Genomic DNA, 22,229 nt, shown 5'->3' on the forward strand with positions numbered 1-22,229 from the left:
TGCTTCGATTTAAACAGCCAACGGCGTGTATTGCTATAAGCTTAAACGCTATCTAAAACAGCTCAACCTTAACTAACGCTTAATAAGAGCAAGGCCACAAGCATATAGCACTAGGCAAACATATCCGAAAGCGAGGCAATGTTGTCAGACTTTTTAGCTAATTCTCTGCTGTTTAATTGCAATTCATTCGCGTGCAGTTTGGTCTCTTGGCTCAATTGACTGATTTTAGAAACATTTTCAGCAATGTTAGCGCTAACAACAGATTGCTGCTCAGCCGCCACCGATATCGTCGTTGAAACATCATAAACATCATTCATCATCTTAGATATGTCACTGACTAACTGAGAGCTAAGATTAGCGGTCACTAAACAATCATCCGCTTTTTTCCTGCTCTCCCGCATTCGTTCAGCCCACCGGGTCAAACTTAGTTGCATTTTACCTACTGACTCTTCAATTTGATGGGTTGCTTGGTGGGTGCGGTTTGAGAGTGCTCTGACTTCGTCGGCGACCACCGAAAAACCACGGCCTTTTTCTCCCGCTCTGGCAGCTTCAATTGCAGCGTTTAACGCTAACAGATTAGTTTGATTGGCGATACCTTGAATTTCAGCCATCTGTTGGGCAATACCCTCTGCGTCTTTGGCTAATTCATTAACTAAGCTTTCAGCTTGATTCACCTCAGCCGATAGCGCTTTAACTTGCTGACTTGTTTCGATCATGTTCTGTTGGGTTTGGCTACAATGCTGCTGGGTTTCACTCACCTTATCCGTCGCTATCACGGTAGAATTGCTGATTTCTTGGGCTGTCATAGACATTTCATGAATAGCTGCTGATAACTGCTCGAGCTCGATGGTTTCTATATCCACACTATTACTGGTTGTCACTGAAATCAATGCTAACTCTTTAGATAAAATTTGTAAGCGCTTGGTAGAGTCAGCGGTTCTACCAAGAATGGTTTTTATTCGCGCCTCAAGCAAACCTATGTGGAAACGGGCTATATCAAAAGACTGGGTTCCTTCGTAAATATATCTACTAGGGCTATCAAAGGCTTGCTTGAGCTTTTTCAACTTGAACGGCGTCCTAACCAACTCGTTATAGTTTAGCAAAAACAAACTAGTCACAAACAACAGCGTATATAAAAAATAGCTAGTGTCCGTATTAAGCATTACCCATAGCAAGCTGAACAGTAACACCATTGCTGAGCTTGCGATCCTAACAAAACGCCCTGTCCATAACGGCTCAATGAGTTTTCCGTTGTTTAACTTGTTATAAATTTTTTCAGCGCGTTGCTTAAATTCAGGCTTTGGCGAAACCCTCACTGACTGGTAACCAACATGCAGCCCTTCTTCATACAAGGGCGTAACATATGCATCAACCCAGTAATAACGGCCATCTTTACAGCGGTTTTTAACCATTCCTCGCCAGGCTTTACCCGCTTTTAGCTTAAGCCATAAGTCTGCAAAAGCCGCTTTGGGCATATCTGGGTGTCGAACAATATTATGATGCTGCCCGAGTAATTCTTCGACAGAATAGCCTGCCACTTGGCAAAAATGTTCATTGGCGTACGTGATGTCTCCCTCTAGGTCTGTGGTTGACACCAATTGCAGTGAATCATCAAATAGTATTTCTTGGTCTACGTTTGCCATCGCTCTGTTACCAAAATCATTTATAGACAATACAAACAATAGTGCATAAACGCCGTCCTGAACAATTAAACGCTCGGTAAACAGAAACCTCAGTAGAAGCTAAACATAACGCAAAAAGAAGCGCTGCTTACTCTCTTCTCTTATTTAGAAGCGACATAAACCTAAATCTCGTCTCCACTGCTTAATAAGAGAAACGAGTACAGCTAAAGATGAGTCCAATGTCCAAAATAGGCGCTTGGATTGATTAATAGTAACTTACGCTATTTCAACGAAACATGACGTCTTTTCAGATTTTACACGCAATAAAGTGATAAAGTAGAACCTAGCGATAAATACTCCCTACACTATCCCTATTACGGGCTCTGCACGCTATTTTTTGGTGAATCCCGATGAAGATAATCCGTTTCTTGATACAGCATAGGTAAACCGCTTACGCTGTATTTGGATCTGCTTAACAAACTCTTAATAAAACGATCTATAGGCTTTATGCAACGCTTGCGCAAACCTTCGAGTAAAACGAATTCCCTTTATGGTGGTAGTTAAATACCGAGCGCATATATTGGCTTACCACCTCGTTATCTCATTTAGCCGCGATATAAACCATCGCCGTTACCTAAATTAAGCAGGTAAATAGTTTGGTTGCCCTAAACAACACCTCATCCGTACGCGGCTTGAGCCCGATTGACCAGTCTCTTTTTGCTCTTATCGCACAAGATATTGAAAAGCGAGGTTTCAGCATAAGACCTGCAGCGTTGCCTGAAGTCTTAACAAGCTCTCTATTTGAACATCAACAATTAATAGAAGCTGATAAGTTTAAACATGCTGGCATCGGTCGAGGCGATACCTACCTTAAGAATGAATTTGTCAGAACCGATGAAATTTGTTGGGTAACCAACGACAGTCAAGCGGGAAGAGACTGGCTAGATTGGATATCCCATTTACAACGTTTTTTAAACCGGCGTTTATATCTCGGTCTATTTTCATTCGAAAGCCATTTTTCGCATTATGGGCCGGGGGATTATTATAAGCGGCATTATGATGCTTTTCGTGGTGAAGCCAATCGTGTTATATCAATTGTCGCCTATTTTAATTCTGGCTGGACTCAGGCTGATGGCGGTGAACTGGTTATCTATAAAGATGATGATGACAAAGACGGGATTAACGTTGTGCCTCTTTTAGGCACTTTGGTTGCCTTTCTCAGTGAAGAGTTTCCTCATGAAGTGCTCAGTACTAAGCGAGACCGGTATTCTATCGCAGGTTGGTTTCGGGTTAATACATCTGTAACGGTCAAAGCCGACCCGCCATTGTAAAAGACAACAAGGCACAGCATTGGCAAATAACGCACTAGACCTGCCACCTTAAATGGCTGTCCACAAAAAAGCAGCCCTAAGGCTGCTTACAGTCGTAAGATCACAATCTAATGCAGTTTTAGCTTTGGTCTTAATACTTGGTTTATACGTCCAACTAGCATCATTAAGCCCGTTTTCATGTAACCATGTAGCGCGATTTGATGCATCCGATATAAAGATATATATACCATGCGGGCAATTCGCCCTTCAATCATCATAGAGCCTTGCATTAAATTCCCCATTAGCGAGCCAACAGTAGAGTAATTACTTAGCGATACTAAAGAGCCGTGATCTTTATATTCAAACTCTAACAATGGTTTTTCTTCCATTTGGCGAACAATATTTTTATATACTAAGGTCGCCATTTGATGAGCCGATTGAGCACGAGGAGGGACAAAGCCTTTCTCGCCAAGGGCACAACTGGCGCAATCGCCAATCGCATATATATTGCTGTCACGCGATGTTTGCAAGGTAGGTCGTACTACCAATTGATTAATTCGGTTGGTTTCTAGACCACCGACTTCTTTCATAAAATCTGGACACTTAATACCTGCTGCCCACACCATTAAATCGGCCTTGATCAATTCGCCATCTTTGGTGGTTAAACCTTGCTCTGTAGCTTCGGTAACCATGGTATTTGTGCGAACATCAACGCCCATTTTTTGTAATTCTGCATGTGCTGAACCAGAAATTCTCACCGGTAAAGCAGGTAGGATTTTTTCACCGGCTTCCACCAGTGTTACCGCTAGGCTTGAGTGACTAAGATTCGGTACTCCATAGGCACGCAATTGGTCAAGCGCGTTATGTAGCTCGGCTGAGAGTTCAACCCCGGTAGCCCCAGCACCAACAATCGCCACACGCACTTTCTCGCCTTGCTGAGCTTCGTCACCCTGAGAGTATTGCAAGAAACGGTTTAGCATACGGCGATGAAATAGATCAGCACGGCTTGGGTTATCTAAAAAGATACAGTTTTCTTTAACGCCTTTAGTATTAAAGTCATTAGACACAGAGCCAATAGCCATTATCAAATAGTCATAATTTAGCTGGCGTGCAGGCAAAACTTCTTTGCCTTCTTCAACCATCGGTTTAAGTGTGACGAGTTGATCTTCACGGCTTAGGTCAGCCACTTCTCCCAATTGAAATTCAAAGCCATGATTAGCAGCATGTGAGCGGTAACTTAAGGCGTCTATGCCTGCATCCAATGAGCCGGTTGCCACTTCATGTAATAGTGGTTTCCATAAATGAGTGCGATTTTTATCTACCAGTACCACGCTTGCCTTGCCGCTTTTCCCGAGCTTACGACCCAAGCGCGTCGCCAGTTCTAAGCCACCGGCACCGCCACCAACTACAACGATTCTAGTCATGCTTGATTATTTCCTTGTAACAACTTGAAGTGTTTAGCTTTACTACAAAGGCAATATTTTTAGAATTTGGTCGCCTTCGACACCCAGCTAATATGCGCTTATTATACGTAACTTGATTGAGATCACAAAAAGCACCCAATAAAAAAGAGGGATTTAATCCCTCTTTGATTAAAAAATGACTTTCTATAGACTGGGTAGACGTTTTAAAGACTTTATTAGCTGCAGATGATGGCTAATGTCTTTGAACTTATGACTTTGCTCTTTATCCCAAATCACCTGATAATAATCAGCTAGCTCTTGCTCAGATACCTTGTTATCAAGTACTTCATCATTTTCAGATAATACAACCGTGCAATTACCTTTATTTTTACTGCGAAACTCAGATACGCATTTAGTTGCAATATCTAAGTATTCTTCAGGGCGTTCTATTTTCCCTTGCATATTTTGCTCTGGATGCAAATTAGGATTAAAAATAACGGCTGGAATTCCGCATAAGTACCCTATGCGTTCACTCCAATATCCCCCTAAACCTACCCCACAAATAACCACTTCTTCTTCAGCACTTAACATTAACTGTTTATGAACTTCTTTAAGTAAATGGCTCATGTCGTGTCGAGGGTGAACGGTGCTGTAGCTAATAGGGCGCACATCAGAATCGACAAACTGAAGCTGAAGCACTTTTTCGTGGTTACCCGGACTTGTAGAATCAAAGCCGTGTAGATAAATAATCATCCTGCCATTCCTTCCTTACAATCACGCATTAATACTAAGTGTATTGACTAAATTTCCCATTCACTACTCATTTGCGCTATTTGTGTAGCACGAGTGGCAATTTCTCGATACTGAGCTTGCGCTTCAAGCTCTGACCAATTATGAGGATAAGACTTACCAATGAGACCTTCTGCCTGCGGCACACGCTGATGCTGTAATCCATCTAATAATCGAATGCTTGCTTGGCGATCATTACATGCAAGTAATAAATTGCAACCGGCAGCAAGAGCTTGCTCGGCACGATCTACATGGTCACCTGCAATGGCAGCACCTTTCATACTAAGGTCATCACTAAAAATTAAGCCTTTGAAAGCGAGCTCTTTACGCAATATTTGTTGTAACCATATCTTTGAAAATCCAGCGGGACGCTCGTCTACGTCACTATATATAACATGCGCAGGCATCACTGCGTCCAATTTATTTTGCGCGATAAGGGCTTCAAAAACTTGCATATCTTGCTGTTTAATCTCAGCATATGGACGCTCGTCACGCGCTTCAAAATGATGAGTATCAGCTTTGACATTTCCGTGCCCTGGAAAGTGTTTACCCGTGGCTTTCATTCCCGCCAACGCCATTCCATCGATAAATGCGCTAGCGCTAAGAATAATCTCACTGGGCTGGGCACTAAATGCGCGTAAGCCAATGACATCGCTCACCCCATTTATATCTAACACTGGAGCAAAACTAATATCAATATCACACGCTCGTAACTCGGCGGCCATTAACCAACCTAATTGCTTCGCCCACGCTGTCGTTGAGAGTTTAAGTATTTCAGCCCCTTTTGCCATTAAGCCCATAGCAGGGATAGCCGAAAACTGTTCTCTGAAACGCTGTACTCGACCGCCTTCGTGATCAACCGCAATAAGTAATTTTCGTTGACTAGCGGCGCGAATACTACGAGTAAGGGCGATCAACTGCGCCCTATCTTGGTAGTTTCGGCTAAACAGAATTACCCCTGCAACAAGTGGGTGTTGCAACATTTCGCGCTCTTCCGCGCTAAGTTCAGTACCAAGTAAATCTATAAATAATGGGCCCATCTAATACTTACCAACCAAAGGTAGATTTAGTTTCGGCTTTGCGGATCTCTGTTTCATCAGCCCATTCAACGATGCCGGTTTGTAAGTCCATTAAACGCATTGTCATCTTGTAGTAAACATCTTTAGTTTTCTTATTAGTTTTAACGATGCTGGCTAAATTGCCATATAGCATGTATTCAGCACCGACCTGCTGTCCAAAAGCGATAGCTTTAGACGGATCGACTAAACCTCCGTCATTTTGATAATCAAGCTGGTCACGAACTTCATTGACTCGGCTCATATCCACAAAGCGAAATTTGCCGGATTGTAGAAGCTTGGTACTAATAGAATCAGTCACTGACTCTGTATCAATGTGCTCAGTGGTTTTGTTTTTAATCCGTTCAACAAACACAATAGGTCGATTATTAGACGTAATATCAATTAACAAAGGCGAAGAAATCATTGATTCAGTCATTTCTCCAGCAATCTTTTGTAGATCACTTGAACCAAAATCGACGTTCACCGTTTCTACTTCTTGTGGGTCGCCGTAAGACACTTGGCTAGAACAGCCACTTAGCACAAGCGCTAATACCGATGCGGCTAATACGCGTTTTTTCATGGGATATCTCTCTGTTAATGGACTTCTCTAACATAAATTTTGAAGTGACTTGCAGTATTAACCAAAGCCACAGACTGAACTTGAACTTGTTGCTTTCCATGCAAACTTAGCGGCGTCCATGCGCTGGTAGCATTATCAATTTGAACATTATTGCTGTCATACCAATAGAAACGATACTGCAGATCTAAATCACCTTTGAACAAAGACTGTATCGTGGCAACCCCTCGTAAACGGTCCATGCCTTGGTGCGTGGCAGCATCAAGTACTGTTAGCTTTCGGCCTAAAGTGAGGTTATCAACAATTAACCATTGTTTGCCGTCAGGTTTTTGAGAGTCGGCAGCAATACCTGAGGTATCGGTGGTACAACCCACCAACAACATAAACAGCAGCATAAAGTATTTCATAAGAACCCTCTTTTATAAATTAAACACTTGAGCGGGTGAACCTAAGTCGTTAGTTAACATTAAGGTTACCCGCCCGGCTTTAATATCAATCGGTAGTTCAGACTGAACCAAGCCATCTAAATGCAAAGTATGGCTGCCCTGAGTTAAAGGCTTAACCGCAATTTGTGCTAACGCTGGCAGGGTCTGCCAACTTCGAGTATCTGCTCGTTCCGACATTATATTGTAAACGTTGATTAAAGCATTAGCCCAATTCTCATCATCAGCTGATTTCCCCTTATTCACTTCTTGTCTAAATTGATCTTTAGTGATGACACGAAGGATCTGTCGCAACAATATACCGGGAAGGTCTTGTTGCAATTGCTTAGCCGCTAAACTATCGATTTGAATTAACCGCTCGGTTGAAAAAACTTGACCCTCTACATCTATCGTTAATGGAATGGTCACCTGAGCATTACCACTAATAACAGGAAGAGCAACCGTGTATGTTTCCCAGCGATTATGATTGTACAAGGGTAAAGTAAAACGCGCTTCTCGCCGAGCAGCCACAATTGATTGTTCATGAAGTACCACTAACAACCCCTGTTCACCACTTAAGGGCTTGCCGGTTAATGGGGTATATTCTTGATAATCAGACATGGATAATTTTTTACCCAAACGTGCGACCTCAGCTTGTAGGTAACTATTATGTGGCGCTAGAGCTAATGCTTTGCGAAAATCAATGTAAGCGTCATCTTCTTGATTTGCAGCCAGATAAAGTGTCGCTGACAGTGCAAAACTGAGCCCATTTTGATAAGCATTATCTAAGGCTTTGTCTTGAGAATTTAATTGTGGGTATTGGTCCATTAACTGCTGGTATTGCGCTTGGTAGTCATGCAATTGCTCTTCTAAACTCAAGGGCGCTTCTTGCATTGCCTGTTGTTGGATCATCGCTGCACGACGGACTTCTATCAGCGCAGACTCTAGGCTTTGATTATTAAGATAATTGATAGCCTGATAGTGATGCAGCATGACTTGCTCATATACCGGAATATGATAATCGATAAAATTATCGTTAGTGGCAAGCGCCGAGGCCTGTTGCAAACCCGTGGATAATCGATACTCGGCTTGCCTAGACAAATACTTGAGTTGCTCATCTACCTTGGTGAAATGTTGTTGGCTGGCAGCATAATCACCAGCGAGGTAGAGCATTCTGCCTTTCTCTAATTGTTTTAAATAATAGCTATTATCTGAGGTTCTTCCCTCTGCCAATAAATCAGCCGCCAGCTCAAACTCACCTGACCCAAGCTGATAACGACTTGCTCTTAACTGCTCTTCATAACTCACAAACAAATCGCTGAATACCGCAGTAGAACACCCTGCTAAACAGATTGAAAAGAACAAAGCAGCTAGCCAAGCGCGACAAAAAGACCGATAATTTGAACAAGCAAAACGTCGTTGGGTAACAAGGCCCCACTGGCGAAAAAACCTATGCATCAATATCATCCAAAACTACACGCTGTTAATCGCTAGTTATAAACTATTTTCCTATGAAGGCATAATCCCCTCGTTTTATTTATCCTGAAAATTGATGTGATTGCTGCAATTATGAGCAATCAACCACCCTTTTATTTTTTATTGATAAAGTTTGAGTAATATTCACCGTTAACTATAGTAGAAATGCAGGCCTCCACGATAGAGTTGTGATCTCTCAGGTAGTAAGCAACAACAACTCAAGGCATACTTTTAACAAATAATAATAATATAAAAACTAAAAACAGCTAATAGATCGGTTGGTAGAGGAATTATGAAGAAAAAGTCACTAAACGTAGCCGCATCGCTCACATTTTTTAAAAACATCTCAATTGTTCATCGCGTTAACATAGGATTTGGCGTTTTGGTGCTGATGATGGTGTTAACCAATATTCTGTCATTACAGACAGGTAGTAAATTCAATCAACAACTAAGCCTCATTACTGAAGAAGCCACACCGTTGGTACTGCAAAGTAGTAAATTTGCCGTCGATTTGCTTAGTGCTGATAAGTACTTCAAAGATGCATTAACTTCAATTGACCCTGAAACCATCAAAGCCAGCAGTGCCTCTTTCGAACAAAGTGAATTAGATTTTGTGTCGTCGTTAGGTACTTTGCGTTCTATGGCAGAAGGTAATGCAGAATTACAGTCGCAATTAGATACGCTAAACACCTTGGATCAAGGCTATTTTCAAGTTGCTAAGTTAGTCATGGCTGACAACATAAAATACCTAGACGATCTACAAGCGGTAAAACGCAGCACTAACCAATTGTCGGTCATGCTACCTCAATTGAAAAAGAACCTGTCTGATACCGTAGCGGCTCTAAATGATGATTACATTCGCTGGGCTGCCGAAAGCTTCTTAAATGCCATGGCCGTCATTGAATTAAACACCTTAGAAGGTATCAATACTAACGACTCTAAAAAAGTCGCGGTCATTCTCAAGCGCAACCAAAAACTACTTAAAAACTTTTTAGATGCCACCTCTAATTTGGAAGAAGAGATCCCAGAGTTACGTAACGACATGGGACACCAAATTGATCAATTTGTAAAAGACGCAACCAAAGAAGATGGCGTACTCAGCAAGCACCTTGAAGTAGTAAAAGTGAAAGAAGGTATTACCCAGCGTACCGAAGACACCGCAACGCTTATTACTAATGCTATCGACCAATTATCGGGTGTTAACGATATTGCTAACGCTCAAGTTGACCAAGCCTCAACAAATGCGACTCGCATGTTAGAGGCCAGTAGAATTCAGTTGATCATTGCCATGGCAATCGTTATTCCACTCGCCATCTTTATCGCGTGGAATGTTGCAAACTCGATTAAACAACCGCTAAGGCAACTGCTTAAAACGCTTAAAGCAGCGGCGGCTGGCGATATGACAGAAACCGTTGATTACCAAAGTACCAACGAATTTGGCCAGTTGGCAGACTCGGCGAATAGCATGATGGAACAAATGCGTTCAGTACTGAATGATATTAGCCAAGCGGCAGAAAGTTTATCAAATGTATCACAAGGTAATTCAACGACCTTAAACACAGCCAAAGATGAACTTAACAATCAACGTCAAGAAACGGCATCTGTAGCCGCTGCCATGACCGAAATGGAGCAATCAGTCCGTGAAGTAGCGAAAAGCGCTAACATTACCTTAGAGAAAGTAATGGAAGTAGAAGAAGCGGCAAACTCTGGTCGCCAAGTAATGAGTAACAACATCACCACCACTCATCAATTATCCGAAAAGCTTGGACACAGCAGCTCGGTTATTGGTGAAGTCGATAGCATGAGTAATAGCATTGGTTCTATTTTGGACGTTATTCGCGGTATTGCAGACCAAACCAATTTGCTGGCATTAAACGCAGCGATTGAAGCAGCTCGAGCTGGCGAGCAAGGCCGTGGCTTTGCCGTAGTAGCCGATGAAGTAAGAGTGCTAGCCCAAAAAACCACCAACTCTACAACAGAAATTCAATCGATGATTGAAAATCTACAAAAAAGCGCACAGCGCGCAGTATCAGTGATGTCAGAATGTTCATCCGAGATGCAGGCGAGTATTTCGCAAACCTCAGATGCCAACGGCGCCATGGAAGAAATCCAGGGCATCATCACTCAGATTTCAGATATGAGTAGCCAGATTGCTGCGGCCGCCGAGGAACAACAAGCCACGGGTGCCGAAATATCAAGCAACCTAAATAGGATCTCTGATATCAGTGACGAAAACTACGAGAGCATCGAAATCGTAACCAGCACCAGTGAAGAATTAGGCGAGCTAGCGCAACAGCAGGACTCACTGGTTAAACGCTTCACGCTATAGGCCTTAGCCATCAGCTTGTCTAAACAACAGGCGGCATAAAAAAAACCGATGATAGCTTATCATCGGTTTTTTTATGTCTGTTTGTTTTCGCCGCTTGAGCTGTTTAGCTCACAACCTACTCATTCAGATGGCTTATTCACATTCATCCAATGGCCAACGCACAATGTAATTTTGCGAAGGGCCATTAAGCTGAGTTTCACAAACAATCTTGCCACGTACTGAAGCGCCTCGTTTATGCATTTCTGAGCCTTTGCCTTTATTCAGCAAGGGATGCCACTCAGGCAAAGGTTTACCTTCAATTAAGCGCTTGTACGCACAACTTGGCGGCAGCCAATGGAAGGCGTCAATATCATCCAAAGTGATTTTTACGCAATCTGGCACCTTGGCAAAGCGGTTACTGTAATCACTGCACTGGCAGGTTTTACTATTTAATAGTACACAGGCGATGTTGGTGTAATACAGTTCTTCGGTATCTTCATCTATCAGTTTAGACAAACAACACTTACCACATCCATCACACAATGACTCCCACTCTTGGGCAGTCATTTGCGCCAAGGTTTTGGTTTCCCAAAATCTTACTTCACTCACTCAATACAACCTCAGTTTCAACCGCTATATCGGCCACGTTCAATAGTAATTTATCATTAGCCGATAAGGGGCCAACCCCTGCGGGTGTGCCTGTTAATAACACATCCCCCGGCTCTAAAGTGAAACATGCCGACGCCTCACATAACAACTTGGTCATATTTCGAATCATTTGCCCCGTTGAACCTTGCTGCTTAACTATGCCATTTTGTTTAAAACTCAATGGAACTTCAGCCAACTCTGCCAAGCTATTGATGGGCTTGAAATGGCTAAGCACACAGCTCTTGTCAAACGCTTTGGCTCGTTCCCAAGGGTGGCCACGCTGTTTTAGCTCTAACTGAACATCTCGCAAGGTTAAATCGAGCGCCGCGGCATACCCCCAAACCGCATCATCAAGCTGCTCTGGCGTGGCATTTTTTAGCGGTTTGCTAATTAATAAAGCAAGCTCAAGCTCGTAGTGAACGTCGCCAAACTGGTGCGGGATCTCAATAACGTCTTGTACAGCAATAAACGCAGTTTTAGGCTTAATGAAAAACACCGCTTGTTTGGCGGGTGCTCCTCCCATTTCTTGCATATGAGCAAGATAGTTTTGCCCTACACATACCGCTTTGTGAGCTACAAATGGTAAAACTGTGCCACTCTCATCAATATGTTGATACATAATTAAAACACCGGGGGATAAGAAATGCGGTCAGCTAATGTACCCACTGCAGCTACAAAATAGTGAGAGCGATTCCACTTCATCAATACTTGGTAATTATCGTAAGCCAGGTAGGCTCTGCCTTGTGCATCATCTGGTTGCACAATAGAGGCCGCAATATCACGAATCGGTAAATCACTGCCATCATAGCGACGAACACCAAGCGCTTGCCACTCACTTAAACTCTTTTTAATTTTAAGACCTGAATGGCTAGCGTCATACCCTTCAGGTAGTTTAACTTGGCGCCCCCAAGTTAGGTCATCATTCCAACCACTTTTGGCTAAATAGTTGGCTGCTGACGCCAACGCGTCAGCGGTGTTATTCCAAATATCTTTATGGCCATCACCATCAAAATCTTGAGCAAAACTTAAAAATGAACTAGGCATAAACTGTACCTGCCCCATTGCCCCTGCCCATGACCCTTTCATCTTTGCTGGACTGATATGGCCTTGTTCTAAGATATTAAGCGCGTGCATCAGTTCCTTTTTGAAAAACGCTTCACGGCGCCCCTCATATGACATTGTTGCCAATGCCGATATCACACTGTAATTACCGGTAAACTTACCAAAATTAGATTCAACACCCCATAAGGCGATAATAAAGCGAGGTTGAACCTTATACTTCTTTTCAATCTCTTTAAGTAGCGGGTAGTGTTTTTTATACAAAGCCCTAGCTTGTTGAACCTTCCACTCAGGTACCGCTCTGGGTAAATAGGTATCTAAGGTTAACTTAAACTCCGGTTGTTGTTTGTCGGCCTTTACCGCTCGCGGGTAAAACTTAGCGTTGTTAAAAGCCGCATCAATTGTTGCTTGAGAAATACCTTGCTCCGCCGCATCAACCTTAAGCTGCTCTACATAGTTATCAAAGCCCGGCTCAGCGTGTGACGCGAAGGCAGCCGAAAATAGCAGCGCACTGATAATTTTATTCACTCACTTCCCCTATTTATTTTTAGCTTTGGCTTGCGCAGCCAAGTGCTGTTTAAGATAATTCTCTGGTGGTGGAGGCAATTGTAAATAGTAACCTTGCTCCTTAAAGGCTTTTTCTAAAGCATCAATACTGACAATCGCGAAGTCTTTGTTAGGCCTTTTAGGGACAATCATGACAAGCTCTTTCGCGCCCATAAGATCAATTAAAGATTCGGGAACTTGGGAAAAATCGTCTTTCTTCTCAATATAGAGATAAGTTTGCTGTTTTTTGAGACTTTTATAGACTGCACAGAACATGAAAATGTTAGTATCCTAAAGGCTGATCGGGTTATGCTGAAATGCAAACTATATCAGAATAAATCACCAAGCGTCATTGCTCGAATACAAAAGTAAAAGGAATCAGCTGTTCATGTCCGGACAGGAAATAGAATTTAAAGGGACTAACTTCACTCTTTCAGTGGTTTACCTAGGAAATAATGATTTAAAGTCATTAAATGACAAGTTAATGGAAAAGGTAGCGCAAGCTCCGCAGTTCTTTAATTGTGCACCTATTGTCGTGAATGTTAGTGAAGTGGATAGTGACTTTGACTTTGACCAACTCAAAGAAGTAGTCGAAGCGCAAGACTTTGTATTAGTCGGCGTGACTGGCTGTAAAACCACAGAACAAAAAACAGCAGCCAGATCAGCGGGTTTGGCAGTCATGACCAGTGGTTCTCAGCAAGCAAAAGCCAAGCCTATTGAGCCATCCACAGAGAAAGCGCCAACGCCCGCCCCCGTTCAACCAGAAGCCGTACCCACTAAAGTGGTCCGCGGTCAAATTCGTTCAGGCCAACAGATATATGCGCAAAACTCAGATTTAATCATTATTGGTTCTGTGGGTAACGGTGCTGAAGTCATTGCTGATGGTAACGTACACATCTACGGCGCTCTGCGCGGCAGAGCGGTAGCCGGCGCGAGTGGGCGAAAAGACAGTAAAATATTTTGCCAAAATTTGCAGGCAGAACTCATTTCTATTGCTGGTGTTTATATGTTGCATGAACAAATTGGCAGCCACGCCGATTTACCCCAATGCATCCATGTAGAAGACCAGCAAATCGTATTTAGTAATTTAAGTTAACCTAGTTAACGAATATATAAAGGAAAGATAATGGCTAAGATTATCGTTGTTACCTCCGGCAAAGGTGGTGTGGGTAAAACCACATCAAGTGCCGCCATAGGTACAGGCCTCGCGATCAAGGGGTTTAAAACCGTAATTATCGACTTTGATATTGGTTTACGAAACCTTGATTTAATTATGGGTTGTGAACGTCGCGTTGTGTACGATTTTGTTAACGTGATTAAAGGTGAATCAAACCTAAGCCAGTCGTTAATCAAAGATAAGCGTACTGAAAACTTGTTCATTTTGCCTGCTTCGCAAACACGTGATAAAGATGCCTTGACTAAAGAAGGCGTCCAGAAGGTTCTAGATGACCTCGCCGAACAAGGTTTTGATTATATTGTGTGTGATTCACCAGCGGGGATTGAAACAGGCGCAATTATGGCCTTATATTTCGCTGATGAGGCCATTGTGACCACCAACCCAGAAGTATCATCGGTGCGTGATTCAGACCGAATTTTGGGTATGTTAGCCAGCAAGTCTCAGCGTGCAGAACAAGGTAAAGAACCGGTAAAAGAACATTTGTTGTTAACCCGTTATAACCCAGAACGCGTTAACCGAGGTGATATGCTTAGTGTAGAAGACGTACAAGATATCTTAGCTATTCCACTACTAGGTGTTATCCCTGAATCACCGGCGGTACTCAAAGCCTCTAACTCAGGCGAACCAGTGATTTTAGATACTGAAAGTGATGCTGGCCTTGCGTACGATGATGCGGTTAGCAGATTGATTGGCGAAAATGTAGATTTCCGCTTTCTTGAAGAACAGAAAAAAGGCTTATTTAGCCGTTTATTTGGAGGATAAAAATGTCTCTTTTAGACTACTTTCGCACAACAAAACAGTCTAAAACGGCGCAAACCGCCAAAGAACGACTGCAAATTATTGTTGCTCACGAACGTGGCCAACGCAGTGGTCCTGACTACTTACCCGCAATGAAGCAAGACATCATTGAGGTGATTAAAAAGTATGTTGATATCAACTCAGAACATGTCAATGTCAGCCTTGATAACAAGACTGACGACATAAGCGTATTAGAATTAAATATTACGCTTCCTGAGCAACGTGATTAGCAAATAAAGGCTGACGCCAACCAGTAAGCAGTAGAGGTAACTCTGTCGCTTGCTGGTTACTTTTCCATGTCCAAGACAAATATTGATTGAGTACCTTTTTGCTCGCTAATACATCCTCTGGCAAACCTGACTCCTCTGAAACCTTCGTCACTACCACCTTCAGCTCTTGTATACATTTCTTGTAATCAGGGTAATCCACAATACGCTTGATTGGCTTAGGATAATCGGCTGCAGGTACTTTTTGCCCTTGTTGCACCAATTTCAGTAAACGATGGCCATGGATCCTTAGTTCCTGAGCAGGTAATTCAAGTCGTTGTAATTGTTCCATGCTTTGGGGCTGATAGCGGGCAATGGTCCATAAACTGTCACCGTGAACCACATTGTTAATGGCTAAATCACGGCTAATTGCTTGCTGAATACGCCAGCTGCCCAGTGTTTTTAGCACCGCCAATTGTTGTGGGTTAAGTTTCCAGGCGTTCTTTATATCTCTATATGACTCATCCAAATTAGGCTCGCGCTGCTTAAAGGCCGCTAAACGTGCACTTTCTTCCAAGGCAGCTTGATAACGCCCCTGCTCTTCTAGCTGTTGCTTAATTTTGAGATAGGCAGGTAACAGGTGAATAACGTCTAAGGCTGCGTAATCAAGCTGAGAGGCTCGCAAAGGCCGCGCTAACCAATCAGTGCGTGATTCACCTTTATCTATTTGAATACCTAATTCAGTATCAATAAAGCGCTGATACCCCAAGCTAATACCATGGCCTAAGAAAGCGGCTCCAACCTGTGTATCAAACACAGAAAGCCCAAACTGGCCGCTCACACGCTGGATGATTTCTAAGTCTTCACTAAAAGCATGTAGTACCCAGTGATGTTTGCTTAAAGCATGCCATAGTGGGGGCATATCTACCGCTAAGGGGTCGACCAAATAACACCGAATGCCATCATAAATTTGCAGCAAGCCCAAATGCGCGTAGTAGGTTCTAGTGCGCACAAATTCAGTATCAAGAGCAAGAACTAACGGGGATTGTTCATTTAAATAACGCAACAGAGGCGCAAGTTGCGCCTCTGTTTCTATCATTTCAAAATTAATGTCTGCCAAAATTGCGGCGTCCTAGTGGAAAGCGTCAGATTAGCATCTATTTTACGGTTTATGCCTCGTCGCGCAAGGCTCTCCGCAAGATCTTGCCCACATTTGTTTTAGGAAGTTCATCTCTAAACTCAACTAATTTAGGCACTTTATAGGCGGTTAAGAATTCTCGGCAATGTTCTACAATCTGTTTCTCGGTTAAAGAGTCATCTTTCTTAACGATGAATACCTTAACCGCTTCGCCGCTCACCTCATTAGGGACGCCCACTGCGGCCACTTCAAGCACTTTGGCATTACCTGAAATGACTTCTTCGATTTCATTAGGGAACACGTTGAATCCAGACACCAAAATCATATCTTTTTTACGGTCTACAATATGGAAAAAGCCCTGTTCATCAACGGTGCCAATATCCCCCGTGGCAAACCATCCACCCGGCATTGACTCAGCCGTTGCTTCGGGACGCTGCCAGTAGCCTTGCATAACTTGAGGGCCTTTCACTAAGATTTCGCCCGATTCACCTTCAGCGACTTCTGCACCATCGTCATCAACCAGTTTAATGTCTGTAGACGGCGCCGGTAAACCAATGCTGCCATTGTATGCTTCCAAGTCGTAAGGACAAACCGTTACCAATGGCGCGCACTCAGTTAAGCCATAGCCTTCAATTAAGCGCGATCCAGTGACCTCTTGCCAACGCTCGGCAACGGCACGTTGAACTGACATGCCACCACCAAGAGACAAGCGTAATAGAGAAAAATCTAAGCTGGCGAAGTCCGCATGGTTTAACAAGGCGTTAAACAGGGTATTTACCCCAGTGATAGCGGTAAATGGCACTTTACCAAGTTCTTTTACAAAAGTAGGAATATCACGAGGGTTAGTGATTAATAAGTTTTGACAGCCCAACGCAAAAAATACCATGCAGTTCGCGGTCAAAGCAAAGATATGGTAGAGCGGCAAAGCCGTTACAACAATCTCTTTTCCTTCACGTAAACAAGGGCCTACAATGCCTAAGGCTTGTAGTAAATTGGCGACCATATTGCTATGCGATAACATGGCGCCTTTGGCGACCCCTGTAGTGCCACCGGTATACTGCAAGAAGGCCAAGTCTTCACTGTTCACTTCAGGTCGCACATATTGTAAGTGCTGACCTTTAGACAATACATAACGCAACGACTGAGCATGCGGCAAATGGTATTTAGGTACCATTTTCTTAACATATTTCACAACAAAGTTGACCAACGTGCGTTTAGTCGCAGACAGTTGGTCACCTAAGCGAGTGAGAATGACGTGCTCAACTCCGGTTTCTTCGACTATTTCTTCAAGGATATGGGCAAAGTTAGAAACAATAACGATAGCTTTAGCACCACTGTCATTAAGTTGGTGTTTTAGCTCACGAGGCGTGTAAAGTGGATTAACATTCACGACCACCATACCTGCTCGTAAGGCACCAAATAAGCAAATGGGATACTGCAACAAATTTGGCATCATCAGGGCGACTCGGTCACCGCGCTTTAGCTTCAATTCGTTTTGTAGGTAGGCAGCAAACGCTCTTGATTGCTCCTCTAGGCGGCGATAAGTCATCACCTGTCCCATATTGATAAATGCTACTCTGTCGGCATGCTTGGCAGCACCCTCTTCAAACACGTCAATCAAGGTTTGATAGCGCGTTGAGTCTATTTCTGCAGGAACATCCTTAGGGTATCGATTAAGCCAAACCTTATCCACGCAGTTCTCCTAAACATTTCAATTACATTAAGTATAAATGGCCTGCCAAGTTTTATTATGAAATTTATTATGTACTTGGTAGCAACTCTGGATATAGAGCTTTAGCTCTAAGATTTCAAACGATTGTTTCATACGCCGTTTAAAATAACAATAATTTAACATTAAGCGTAGTGGATAAGATGTAAAACAGTGAAGTGGTTCAAACAATTGTTTTAATATAGGCCCTAAGTCGCTCTGCTACCGCTTGCGGATTCTGCATATGTAAATGATGACCACCACTTACCATCTGGGTCTCTAGCTGGCTAAACCAGCTTTGGCGCAAAGCGATATAATCTGGTGTTAATAGCGGAAATTCACTGGCAGCGATCAGTAAACTAGCAAAAGGCACAGATTGGCAAATGTTTTTGGCTTGTAACTCACTAAAGCGAAGTGGTGAACTAAGCTTCAATTTTTCATCGTGCCGCCAATACCATCGTCCATCGCGCTGCATCACCGCGCGTTCAACCAACAAGCGACTATTGTCTTCTGATAAGCCATTGGTCTTCGCTCGCAGCTTTATCGCATAATTGAGTTCTGCAAAACCTTTAGTATGTTTTTGCTTGTGGCGTTGACGAATGGCCTTGGCTAAATGCTCGGTAGTCGCCTGCTCATTGATACTTAAAGGGCCGATACCGTCGATACACACTAACCCAACTAGCTGTTCAGGGAAGGCTGCAGCATAGGTCGTTGCGACTAATGCACCAAGCGAATGCCCTAACAATACTATTGGCTTACTTAACTTAAGTTCGGCTAAAAAACCGTAAACATCGTCGACATAGTCAACAAAATGATAATGGCCTTGGCGATGCGCTGAATGACCATGGCCGGGGAAATCAACAGCAATACAATGTACCGCGTCTAGTTGCTTGATTAAGGGAGTAAAACTTGCCGCGTTATCCATCCAGCCGTGTAACATGACCAAACAGTAGGGGCTATTTGCTGGCTGTTCTAGATAGGAGAGTCCGAGATTTTCGAAGGATAAGCTATTGTTCATTGCACTCGCTTATAGTCACCGTTCAAGCGAATAGGTCGATGCCAAACATCTCATTTACCTGTTGGCGTTTTAACTGATTGGCAACATCTTGATAGTGAGACACAGCTTCACCACCACCCGCTTGGTGGTCGTAACGAAGTTTTTCAACACTGTGCTCATCCATGGCGGCCCAAGGAACCACACCTTTTGGCGCTTTAGTCACAACACTTAATTCTGTAGTGCTGTTGGTTGGTTTTATCTTAGGCTGCTGCTGGATGGGCTGGCCAAGGCCCTGAATTTTCAAATTTATTTATCCCTTTACTTATTCTCTACCGGGCAGCTTCTTCCAAGTGACTTTATCACGTAAGTAAACTGGTTCGGCGTGCTCTGCACTCACGGTATCGCCTTTTTCAAACGCAAGCTGAGCATACTTAAGCATATCTCGTGCCGTTGGGTACAACACTGATTCTAGCACTTTTGCGCCAGAAAATTGACCACAGAGTAATTCCTGATAGGTTTGCCAACCGGTGCCCACTGCTGCAGCTGACTGCTGATTGCTGCCCAATAGCTCAGGTTTAATCACCAATTCTTGATCAACCAACCCCATGATTCCGCCTTCTGCTTGGTATTCTCCCCAATAGACTTCACCCATGCGCGCATCAATCGCCGCAAAGCAGTGTTCTTGTTGGTGAGTAACCAAGGCCTGTTGCGCCATGGCTTGCAAGGTCGATACCGCTATCATCGGCTTATCAGCACCAAAGGCGAGGCCTTGAGCTGTTGCGACACCAATACGTACGCCTGTAAAACTGCCAGGTCCTCGGCCAAAAGCAATTGCGTCAAGTTGCTGCAAATTAGCACCCGCTTCTGCCAATATTTGCTCTACAAAAGGCAATATTTTAAGCGTGTGATCTCTTGGGCTGTATTCTTGTTTACTAAAGATCTCTCCTTGCCATTGCAAGGCTACGGAACAATTTTCGGTAGATGTATCTAAAGCTAATATGTTTGCTGTCATGATTCCTCAGCGTTATTTTTTACAAATTCTAATACTTTTGATAGTTCTCTAGTGCGCGGCATGGCGGGTAAGCTACTGATAAACAAAGAACCATAATCACGGTTAACCAAGCGATTATCACAAATAATCACTACGCCATGGTCGGCTTGGGTTCTGATTAAACGCCCCACCCCTTGTTTCAGGCTAATAACCGCCTGCGGCAAATATACCTGACGAAAAGGGTCTCCGCCACGTAAACGGCAATCTTCGCTTTTCGCTTTTAATAGTGGGTCGTCGGGCGCGGCAAAAGGTAACTTATCAATGATGACACACGACAAGGCCTTACCGGGAACATCTACCCCTTCCCAAAAAGTACTGGTAGCGACCAACACCGCGTTACCATCTTCTACAAATTCATTCAGTAGCTCTTGTTTGCCGGCTTCACCTTGTACCAACACTAACAGCTCAGTGCGTAGGCGTAATTCTGCGGCTACTTTTTGGATCATTCTATGGCTGGTGCACAAAAAGAAACAACGCCCGCCATTCGCCTCAATAACTGGCGCAAGTTGATCTAACATTAATTGCTCAGCATTGTGCTGTTTAGTTTCAGGCAAATAACGCGGCACACACAGCAGGGCTTGTTTCTGGTAATCAAAGGGGCTGTCTAACAGCATACTACTGGCGTCATTTAAGCCCATTTGCGTTTGAAAGTGTTGAAAATTACCATCTACCGCCAACGTTGCCGAGGTGAAAATCCAAGCAGCGTCGCGTTCTTCAACTTCATTATTAAACCGTTCAGCAATATTTAACGGGGTGATGTTTAAGGTAAAGTGTAAACGGGTAGTTTCGTACCAATAGCTAAAACCAGTGGTATCTACCGCCATTACTTTATCAAATAACCCTCGCATTCTGGCTAAGCGCTCGAAGCAAGAATCGGCCAACTCGCTGCGCGATAAAGCCAACTTAAGTACTTGGTAGACAAAATCCATGTCTTCTTTTAGTACTGCCATCATTTCTGCAAAGCGATGCTGTTTGGCTAAGGGCCGCCATTCACCCCGGTCACGCAGCCCTTCAAAGGCTAAACGGCATTGGCGAATACCGCGTTCTAACTTTTGAGCCGCTTTTTGCAACTGCGCCATATCTCGCAAGTCGGTTTTATAACAAAGCTCAATGTCACTGCATAAGTCAACAATTTGTCGACTGGAAAAATGTTGCCCAAAATAGCTAGCAGCAATATCGGGCAGTTGATGGGCTTCATCGAAGATATAAGCGTGTGCTTCAGGGATCAGTTCACCAAAGCCGGTTTCTTTTACCACCATATCGGCAAAAAATAAGTGATGATTCACCACCACTAAATCTGCTTCTAAAGCTTTATTACGAGCCTTAACTAAATAGCATTCTTTGTAAGAGGGGCAATCTCGCCCTAAGCAATTGTCGTTAGTACTACTAATCAGCGGAAACACGTCAGAGCGCTCAGCCACCGGGCCTAAATCACTAATATCGCCGGTGTCTTCACCTTGCGCCCAACGTTTGATTTTGACTAACTCTGCGAGGGTGTTACGGTCTTGGCCGGAGCTATAATGAGAAAAGCTGTTAAGCCGCTCAATGCATAGATAGTTAGAGCGCCCTTTAAGCAATGCGACAGATTGAGTGTATTTGAGGGCTTTCTGCATCTTGGGCAAGTCTTTAGTAAATAGCTGATCTTGCAGTGCCTTACTCCCCGTGCTGATGACCACTTTTTTGCCGCTATCCATGGCAGGTACGAGATAAGCGAAGGTTTTACCGGTACCGGTGCCTGCTTCTACCAATAAACTGCCACTGGTTTCTATGGCAGCAGCAACCGCTGTAGCCATTTCTTGTTGTTGTGGGCGAGGAGAAAAACCGTCGATAGCGCTAGATAACAAACCATCGTTGGCAAAATACTGTTGTTTCAATCTTTGTTCCGGCAAGCAAAAGTCGCCGCAACTATAACAGGCTGCTAGATATAGACCAAACC

At 43.5% G+C, this 22,229-nt stretch carries 22 protein-coding genes; 5 read left to right on the forward strand and 17 right to left on the reverse strand.

Features of this window, described 5'->3' with window-relative positions; genetic code table 11:
• Positions 1-110 precede the first annotated feature (110 nt).
• A complete protein-coding gene (locus tag M0C34_RS11385; RefSeq protein WP_248711805.1) occupies positions 111-1,643 on the reverse strand; it encodes a methyl-accepting chemotaxis protein in 1,533 nt (510 codons plus the stop codon).
• 635 nt (positions 1,644-2,278) lie between these two features.
• Here M0C34_RS11385 and M0C34_RS11390 point away from each other — a divergent pair.
• Entirely contained in the window at positions 2,279-2,953 is a 675-nt protein-coding gene (locus tag M0C34_RS11390; protein ID WP_248711806.1) for a 2OG-Fe(II) oxygenase, read from the forward strand.
• Between the two features lie 107 nt (positions 2,954-3,060).
• Here M0C34_RS11390 and M0C34_RS11395 read toward each other — a convergent pair whose 3' ends face one another.
• From M0C34_RS11395 to M0C34_RS11420, 6 genes are all read right to left on the reverse strand, one after another.
• Positions 3,061-4,356 carry an NAD(P)/FAD-dependent oxidoreductase gene (locus M0C34_RS11395; protein WP_248711807.1) on the reverse strand — a complete coding sequence of 432 codons (1,296 nt, stop codon included), beginning with the start codon at positions 4,354-4,356 and terminating at the stop codon, positions 3,061-3,063.
• Between the two features lie 183 nt (positions 4,357-4,539).
• Positions 4,540-5,088 carry an alpha/beta hydrolase YcfP gene (gene ycfP / locus M0C34_RS11400; RefSeq protein ID WP_248711808.1) on the reverse strand — a complete coding sequence of 183 codons (549 nt, stop codon included), beginning with the start codon at positions 5,086-5,088 and terminating at the stop codon, positions 4,540-4,542.
• A gap of 47 nt (positions 5,089-5,135) precedes the next feature.
• Positions 5,136-6,164 (reverse strand): beta-N-acetylhexosaminidase, encoded by a 1,029-nt coding sequence (gene nagZ, locus M0C34_RS11405; protein ID WP_248711809.1) that lies wholly within the window; start codon positions 6,162-6,164, stop codon positions 5,136-5,138.
• A 7-nt stretch (positions 6,165-6,171) separates the two neighbouring features.
• On the reverse strand, positions 6,172-6,762 hold the full coding sequence (gene lpoB / locus M0C34_RS11410) for a penicillin-binding protein activator LpoB (protein WP_248711810.1): 591 nt from the start codon (positions 6,760-6,762) through the stop codon (positions 6,172-6,174).
• Positions 6,763-6,776: 14 nt separating this feature from the next.
• On the reverse strand, positions 6,777-7,166 hold the full coding sequence (locus M0C34_RS11415) for a YcfL family putative periplasmic lipoprotein (protein WP_248711811.1): 390 nt from the start codon (positions 7,164-7,166) through the stop codon (positions 6,777-6,779).
• Positions 7,167-7,178: 12 nt separating this feature from the next.
• On the reverse strand, positions 7,179-8,639 hold the full coding sequence (locus tag M0C34_RS11420) for a COG3014 family protein (protein ID WP_248711812.1): 1,461 nt from the start codon (positions 8,637-8,639) through the stop codon (positions 7,179-7,181).
• Between the two features lie 310 nt (positions 8,640-8,949).
• Here M0C34_RS11420 and M0C34_RS11425 point away from each other — a divergent pair, with 310 nt between their 5' ends.
• Positions 8,950-10,986, forward strand: a complete 2,037-nt coding sequence (locus M0C34_RS11425; RefSeq protein WP_248711813.1) for a methyl-accepting chemotaxis protein — start codon at positions 8,950-8,952, stop codon at positions 10,984-10,986.
• 132 nt (positions 10,987-11,118) lie between these two features.
• On the opposite strand, the gene M0C34_RS11430 is transcribed toward M0C34_RS11425, so the two are convergent.
• The 4 genes from M0C34_RS11430 to M0C34_RS11445 are packed head-to-tail and all read right to left on the reverse strand — an operon-like array spanning position 11,119 to position 13,494.
• Entirely contained in the window at positions 11,119-11,574 is a 456-nt protein-coding gene (locus tag M0C34_RS11430; RefSeq protein ID WP_248711814.1) for a YcgN family cysteine cluster protein, read from the reverse strand.
• Positions 11,567-12,232, reverse strand: a complete 666-nt coding sequence (locus tag M0C34_RS11435) for a fumarylacetoacetate hydrolase family protein (RefSeq protein WP_248711815.1) — start codon at positions 12,230-12,232, stop codon at positions 11,567-11,569. The genes M0C34_RS11430 and M0C34_RS11435 overlap by 8 nt, the downstream gene beginning before the upstream one ends.
• 2 nt (positions 12,233-12,234) lie before the next feature.
• Positions 12,235-13,200: a lytic murein transglycosylase gene (locus tag M0C34_RS11440; protein ID WP_248711816.1), complete on the reverse strand. Its 966-nt coding sequence runs from the start codon at positions 13,198-13,200 to the stop codon at positions 12,235-12,237.
• 9 nt (positions 13,201-13,209) lie between these two features.
• Complete coding sequence (locus M0C34_RS11445; protein WP_248711817.1) at positions 13,210-13,494, reverse strand: YcgL domain-containing protein; 285 nt, start codon at positions 13,492-13,494, stop codon at positions 13,210-13,212.
• Between the two features lie 112 nt (positions 13,495-13,606).
• On the opposite strand from M0C34_RS11445, the gene minC reads away from it, so the two are divergent.
• From minC to minE, 3 genes are read left to right on the forward strand one after another with little or no spacing between them, the layout of a single operon-like run.
• Complete coding sequence (gene minC / locus M0C34_RS11450) at positions 13,607-14,314, forward strand: septum site-determining protein MinC (RefSeq protein WP_248711818.1); 708 nt, start codon at positions 13,607-13,609, stop codon at positions 14,312-14,314.
• A 30-nt stretch (positions 14,315-14,344) separates the two neighbouring features.
• Positions 14,345-15,157 (forward strand): septum site-determining protein MinD, encoded by an 813-nt coding sequence (gene minD / locus M0C34_RS11455; RefSeq protein WP_248711819.1) that lies wholly within the window; start codon positions 14,345-14,347, stop codon positions 15,155-15,157.
• A 2-nt stretch (positions 15,158-15,159) separates the two neighbouring features.
• Positions 15,160-15,423: a cell division topological specificity factor MinE gene (minE, locus tag M0C34_RS11460; protein WP_248711820.1), complete on the forward strand. Its 264-nt coding sequence runs from the start codon at positions 15,160-15,162 to the stop codon at positions 15,421-15,423.
• On the opposite strand, the gene rnd is transcribed toward minE, so the two are convergent.
• From rnd to M0C34_RS11490, 6 genes are all read right to left on the reverse strand, one after another.
• Positions 15,398-16,519, reverse strand: coding sequence for a ribonuclease D (gene rnd / locus M0C34_RS11465; RefSeq protein ID WP_248711821.1), 1,122 nt, complete (start codon positions 16,517-16,519; stop codon positions 15,398-15,400). The genes minE and rnd overlap by 26 nt on opposite strands.
• A gap of 49 nt (positions 16,520-16,568) precedes the next feature.
• Complete coding sequence (fadD, locus tag M0C34_RS11470; RefSeq protein ID WP_248711822.1) at positions 16,569-18,230, reverse strand: long-chain-fatty-acid--CoA ligase FadD; 1,662 nt, start codon at positions 18,228-18,230, stop codon at positions 16,569-16,571.
• Positions 18,231-18,429: 199 nt separating this feature from the next.
• Positions 18,430-19,263 (reverse strand): alpha/beta fold hydrolase, encoded by an 834-nt coding sequence (locus M0C34_RS11475; RefSeq protein ID WP_248711823.1) that lies wholly within the window; start codon positions 19,261-19,263, stop codon positions 18,430-18,432.
• Positions 19,264-19,285: 22 nt separating this feature from the next.
• Entirely contained in the window at positions 19,286-19,546 is a 261-nt protein-coding gene (locus M0C34_RS11480; protein ID WP_248711824.1) for a hypothetical protein, read from the reverse strand.
• A gap of 18 nt (positions 19,547-19,564) precedes the next feature.
• The gene (gene tsaB / locus M0C34_RS11485; RefSeq protein ID WP_248711825.1) at positions 19,565-20,254 is read right to left on the reverse strand and encodes a tRNA (adenosine(37)-N6)-threonylcarbamoyltransferase complex dimerization subunit type 1 TsaB; all 690 of its coding nucleotides are present in this window, start codon (positions 20,252-20,254) and stop codon (positions 19,565-19,567) included.
• Entirely contained in the window at positions 20,251-22,167 is a 1,917-nt protein-coding gene (locus tag M0C34_RS11490) for a DNA repair helicase YoaA (RefSeq protein ID WP_248711826.1), read from the reverse strand. Before M0C34_RS11490 ends, tsaB begins: the two co-directional genes overlap by 4 nt.
• Positions 22,168-22,229 lie beyond the last annotated feature (62 nt).

This window comes from Agarivorans sp. TSD2052, assembly GCF_023238625.1.
Classification (GTDB): domain Bacteria; phylum Pseudomonadota; class Gammaproteobacteria; order Enterobacterales; family Celerinatantimonadaceae; genus Agarivorans.

Excerpts from the sequence above, each read along its gene's own strand:
- M0C34_RS11385 (WP_248711805.1), bottom strand. The coding sequence starts at position 1,643 with ATGGCAAACGTAGACCAAGAAATACTATTTGATGATTCACTGCAATTG.
- M0C34_RS11395 (WP_248711807.1), bottom strand. The coding sequence starts at position 4,356 with ATGACTAGAATCGTTGTAGTTGGTGGCGGTGCCGGTGGCTTAGAACTG.
- ycfP (WP_248711808.1), bottom strand. The coding sequence starts at position 5,088 with ATGATTATTTATCTACACGGCTTTGATTCTACAAGTCCGGGTAACCAC.
- nagZ (WP_248711809.1), bottom strand. The coding sequence starts at position 6,164 with ATGGGCCCATTATTTATAGATTTACTTGGTACTGAACTTAGCGCGGAA.
- lpoB (WP_248711810.1), bottom strand. The coding sequence starts at position 6,762 with ATGAAAAAACGCGTATTAGCCGCATCGGTATTAGCGCTTGTGCTAAGT.
- M0C34_RS11415 (WP_248711811.1), bottom strand. The coding sequence starts at position 7,166 with ATGAAATACTTTATGCTGCTGTTTATGTTGTTGGTGGGTTGTACCACC.
- M0C34_RS11420 (WP_248711812.1), bottom strand. The coding sequence starts at position 8,639 with ATGCATAGGTTTTTTCGCCAGTGGGGCCTTGTTACCCAACGACGTTTT.
- M0C34_RS11425 (WP_248711813.1), top strand. The coding sequence starts at position 8,950 with ATGAAGAAAAAGTCACTAAACGTAGCCGCATCGCTCACATTTTTTAAA.
- M0C34_RS11435 (WP_248711815.1), bottom strand. The coding sequence starts at position 12,232 with ATGTATCAACATATTGATGAGAGTGGCACAGTTTTACCATTTGTAGCT.
- M0C34_RS11445 (WP_248711817.1), bottom strand. The coding sequence starts at position 13,494 with ATGTTCTGTGCAGTCTATAAAAGTCTCAAAAAACAGCAAACTTATCTC.
- minC (WP_248711818.1), top strand. The coding sequence starts at position 13,607 with ATGTCCGGACAGGAAATAGAATTTAAAGGGACTAACTTCACTCTTTCA.
- minD (WP_248711819.1), top strand. The coding sequence starts at position 14,345 with ATGGCTAAGATTATCGTTGTTACCTCCGGCAAAGGTGGTGTGGGTAAA.
- minE (WP_248711820.1), top strand. The coding sequence starts at position 15,160 with ATGTCTCTTTTAGACTACTTTCGCACAACAAAACAGTCTAAAACGGCG.
- M0C34_RS11475 (WP_248711823.1), bottom strand. The coding sequence starts at position 19,263 with ATGAACAATAGCTTATCCTTCGAAAATCTCGGACTCTCCTATCTAGAA.
- tsaB (WP_248711825.1), bottom strand. The coding sequence starts at position 20,254 with ATGACAGCAAACATATTAGCTTTAGATACATCTACCGAAAATTGTTCC.